We start from the raw sequence: 3,462 nt of genomic DNA on the forward strand, positions 1-3,462 counted from the left end.
GATGCGGGTTGGTCTGCGCTGTACATAAACAATGTGACGGCTATTAAGATGAGACACTTTCTCATACAGAAAGAGATTTCGCTCAGCTCCAACGTTATTATCACAGCTCGTGAGGCTGTCATGGTGCTCCCTTATCTCTTAAAAAATGCTGGTGAGATTCTTAAGGGAATCACGCATTTGGCCAGAGAAGTCCGATCCCCGAGAGGTTCTGGGAATATTACAAACTGTACCTGAGCATGTGGAGCCCTAATATATCCACCCTGAATCTTATAAGCCTCCGATTCTATATATGAGCATGCAGAGCATCCTGAAAAGTATAAAGATTTTTATTTATGGTGCCCTGGCCGGCGTGGGCCTGTCCCTGCTTATCGGCATACTTGCGCCTGAGCTCAGGAGCCTGATTTTACTCCTCCTCAGGGCAAAGATAGAGGCCCAGGAGTCGCTGGTCAGCAATGTGGGCGTCGGAATACTCCTCAACAACCTCTTCGCCTCGCTTCTCTGCTCCTACGGCGGATTCATCACCACAAAAGCCTTCCTCAGGCTGGGCAGCGGGAGCGACGCCAGGCTGAGAATCTTAAGGAGGCTGGATCCCAGGCTTCGCCATGTGAAAGAGGAAAGACTGAAGTTCTACCTATCCCTCTTCATATTTCCTGTTTTCATCCTCTTCCTCAACGGTGCTGTGCTTGGCTTTCTATTCGGCTTTTACATCGACTCACCGGGGGAATACCTCCAGAGGCTGTATCCCCACGTCATAGCAGAGCTTCCGGCAATCATCCTTTCAGGAAGCATAGGGTTGAAAATTGCTGGGCCTCTGCTCCCCAGGCTGAACAGCAATTTTGAGAAGGCGCTGACAAGAGAAGCCCGGCAGAGCCTCAGAGGCTACACCCTTGTGCTCGTGCTGCTGTTTATCGGTGCCTATCTTGAAGCCATGTAGCTTTACAGCACCACCTGAACATCCGCCTTCTCCACGCCATCGAGCTTCCTGAGCTCCTTTTCTGCCAGCACCGCAAGCATAAATGAGTAGGTGCAGGTGCATCCCCTGGGACGCTTGAGCTTCACCCTCACCGCCCCTCCGGAGATGTCCACCTGTTCCACCAGCCCTGCCTCCACGAGGTTGCGCCCCTCCCTGAGGCTGAAAACCTTCTTAAGGGCTGCGAAAACCTCTTCTCTCCCAACCATGCTATGCAACCTCTGCCCCCAGAACCTCGCGCATGTGCTTCAATGCCCACTCCTGTGTGGCTTCGTCCACAGTAGCCACGCACTCTCTGCACACAACAACGCGAAAGCCCCGCATTGCAGCGTCTGCAGCAGTGTGAAGGACACAGATGTTGGTAAGCACACCCGTGAGAACAACCTCGGTTATGCCTCTGCGTTTGAGCTCCTCCTCAAGGGGCGTGCCAAAGAAGGCTGAGAAGCGCTTCTTCTTTATCACCACATCCTCATCGCGTTTATCGAGCTCATCTATCACCTCAGCGCCCTCTGTACCCTCGACAGCGTGCCTCCCCCACACCCTGAACTCCTCGTCCTGCTCATCGTGAGAATCGCAGATGAAGAACACTGGCTCTCCCCTTGCGCGAAACTCGGCGATCTTCGCATTTATGGGCTCCACCAGCCTTCTCGCATTGGGCACGGGCAGGGCGCCGTCCTCATAAACGAAGTCTTTCAGCATGTCTATCACAAGCAGAGCGCGCATGATATTTTTTTATAGTCCGGGCAATATAAAAATTCTCATGCATCCACACATTGCTGAACTGCTCCGCTTTCTTGAGGAGGACCTGGGGTTCGAGGACATAACCACCGCCAGTGTTTTACGCGAGGATGTGGAAGCGCTTGCCGAGGTGGTCACAAAGGAAAGCGGGGTGATTGCAGGCGTTGAAGATGCGAAGGCGCTTATTGAGCACTTTAACCTAAGTTGCAGAGCTCTGAAGCGGGATGGAGAGGAGGTGGATCGGGGGGAGGTGGTTCTGGAGATTGAGGGGAGTGCCAGAGCGATTTTAATGCTGGAGCGCGTGGTGCTGAACCTGCTCATGCGCATGAGCGGCATAGCCACTCTTACCAGGCGTATGCAGGAGATTGCCCAGCGCTACGGTGTGAGAATTGCAGGTACGAGGAAGACAACACCCGGCTTCAGGTACTTTGAGAAGCGGGCGATTGCGATAGGCGGAGGCGATACCCACCGCCTTCGCCTGGACGACTGCGTGCTCATTAAGGACAATCACCTCGCGCTTGTGGGAATGGAGGAGGCGATCAGGCGCGCAAAGGAGGCGAGCTTCACCAAGAAGGTTGAGGTGGAAGTGGGAAGCGTGGCAGAGGCGATAGCCGCGCTTGAGGCGGGCGCTGACATAGTGATGCTGGACAACTTTCGGCAGGAGGATGTAGAGCAGGTGATGCTGCTTGTGAACCAGCGGGGTTACTCAGCCATGATAGAGGTCTCCGGGGGGATAACGCCTGAGAACCTGGAGAGCTATGCCAGGCTTCGTCCCGACGTAATTTCCACTGGCTGCATAACCACGCAGGCAGCATGGCTGGATATCAGCATGAGGCTGAGAAAGCTCTAGGTGCCCACCTGCACAGGCGCAGCGATTCTGCGAAGCGTGGCTATGGCTGAGAGCGCCGCCAGCATGCTGGTGCGCGGATTCTCTGGCGAGGGAAGGTTTTCAACCCTGAAGTAGAGCTCGCCAAAATCGCCTTTCGCATGAACTTCGTGCACATTTCGCTCTACTTTCGGGTCAGCGACTATCTCAACCCTTGTTTTGTCCACACCTGCTCCGGCAAGACTGACGGCAACCGCGACGTTGATGTTGGCCGGAAAGCCTTTAATGGCCTCTCTTGCATAGCCAGAGAAGACCCTCCTCCTCTCCTTCAACCCCTTCAGGGAGATACCCTTCTCAGCGAGGTATGGCGCGCCCTCAAGTGCCTGCGGCGGTTTGGTGGTTGTAATCTTCACCTCCTCAAGCCCAGCTTCCCTTGCGGATTTCAGGGCATCGAGGGCGCCAATTGCACCGGAGGGCAGATAGACTCTCCGCCCTGTCCCCCTCGCAGTCTTCTCCACCCTGCTCAGGAATGCGTCATCCGCAAGTGCACCCACGCTGAGCAGGAGTACGTCCTTTCCAGCTCTGAGCGCCGGTATGAGAACAGCCTTGGCCGCGCCTATGGAGGCGGCCTCAATTACCAGCTGAGCATCACCTGAGAGCAGCTCCTCAAAGCTCAATGCCACCTTCGGTTTTTTCAGAAAGAGGGAGCATATCTCATCTGCCTTCCTCCTGTCCAGGTCAAAGACGCACAGAAGCTCTGCCTCCACCCTGTCCTCTGCTATAGCCCTTGCTATCACTGTGCCTATTGCACCGCAGCCTACCAAAGCCACCTTCACATAACCACCAGCAAAAAGCTTTATACCTGCAGTATTTAAACTTTGATACTATGTTTCATGTTGCAGGTGAGGAGGAGATTAAATCTGGCAGA

At 54.6% G+C, this 3,462-nt stretch carries 6 protein-coding genes; 3 read left to right on the forward strand and 3 right to left on the reverse strand.

Features of this window, described 5'->3' with window-relative positions; genetic code table 11:
* The coding region (locus tag ACXJJW_RS10455) for a hypothetical protein (protein WP_456475689.1) at window positions 1-234 on the forward strand (234 nt) is incomplete at its 5' end.
* 61 nt (window positions 235-295) lie between these two features.
* Window positions 296-934: a stage II sporulation protein M gene (locus tag ACXJJW_RS10460; RefSeq protein WP_456475690.1), complete on the forward strand. Its 639-nt coding sequence runs from the start codon at window positions 296-298 to the stop codon at window positions 932-934.
* A 2-nt stretch (window positions 935-936) separates the two neighbouring features.
* Here the strand turns inward: ACXJJW_RS10460 and ACXJJW_RS10465 are convergent, their stop codons facing one another.
* Both ACXJJW_RS10465 and ACXJJW_RS10470 read right to left on the reverse strand, forming a co-directional pair.
* Window positions 937-1,179 carry an iron-sulfur cluster assembly protein gene (locus tag ACXJJW_RS10465; RefSeq protein ID WP_456475691.1) on the reverse strand — a complete coding sequence of 81 codons (243 nt, stop codon included), beginning with the start codon at window positions 1,177-1,179 and terminating at the stop codon, window positions 937-939.
* A 1-nt stretch (window position 1,180) separates the two neighbouring features.
* Window positions 1,181-1,693 (reverse strand): cysteine hydrolase family protein, encoded by a 513-nt coding sequence (locus ACXJJW_RS10470; protein WP_456475692.1) that lies wholly within the window; start codon window positions 1,691-1,693, stop codon window positions 1,181-1,183.
* A 37-nt stretch (window positions 1,694-1,730) separates the two neighbouring features.
* On the opposite strand from ACXJJW_RS10470, the gene nadC reads away from it, so the two are divergent.
* Window positions 1,731-2,558: a carboxylating nicotinate-nucleotide diphosphorylase gene (gene nadC, locus ACXJJW_RS10475; RefSeq protein ID WP_456475693.1), complete on the forward strand. Its 828-nt coding sequence runs from the start codon at window positions 1,731-1,733 to the stop codon at window positions 2,556-2,558.
* Here nadC and ACXJJW_RS10480 read toward each other — a convergent pair.
* Entirely contained in the window at window positions 2,555-3,370 is an 816-nt protein-coding gene (locus ACXJJW_RS10480; RefSeq protein WP_456475694.1) for an aspartate dehydrogenase, read from the reverse strand. The two genes, nadC and ACXJJW_RS10480, sit on opposite strands and share 4 nt — an antisense overlap.
* Window positions 3,371-3,462 lie beyond the last annotated feature (92 nt).

This window comes from Candidatus Pyrohabitans sp. (assembly GCF_054014795.1).

What these genes read in the sequence shown, in the direction of transcription:
- ACXJJW_RS10460 (WP_456475690.1), top strand. Translation starts at nt 296, where the DNA reads ATGCAGAGCATCCTGAAAAGTATAAAGATTTTTATTTATGGTGCCCTG.
- ACXJJW_RS10465 (WP_456475691.1), bottom strand. Translation starts at nt 1,179, where the DNA reads ATGGTTGGGAGAGAAGAGGTTTTCGCAGCCCTTAAGAAGGTTTTCAGC.
- ACXJJW_RS10470 (WP_456475692.1), bottom strand. Translation starts at nt 1,693, where the DNA reads ATGCGCGCTCTGCTTGTGATAGACATGCTGAAAGACTTCGTTTATGAG.
- nadC (WP_456475693.1), top strand. Translation starts at nt 1,731, where the DNA reads ATGCATCCACACATTGCTGAACTGCTCCGCTTTCTTGAGGAGGACCTG.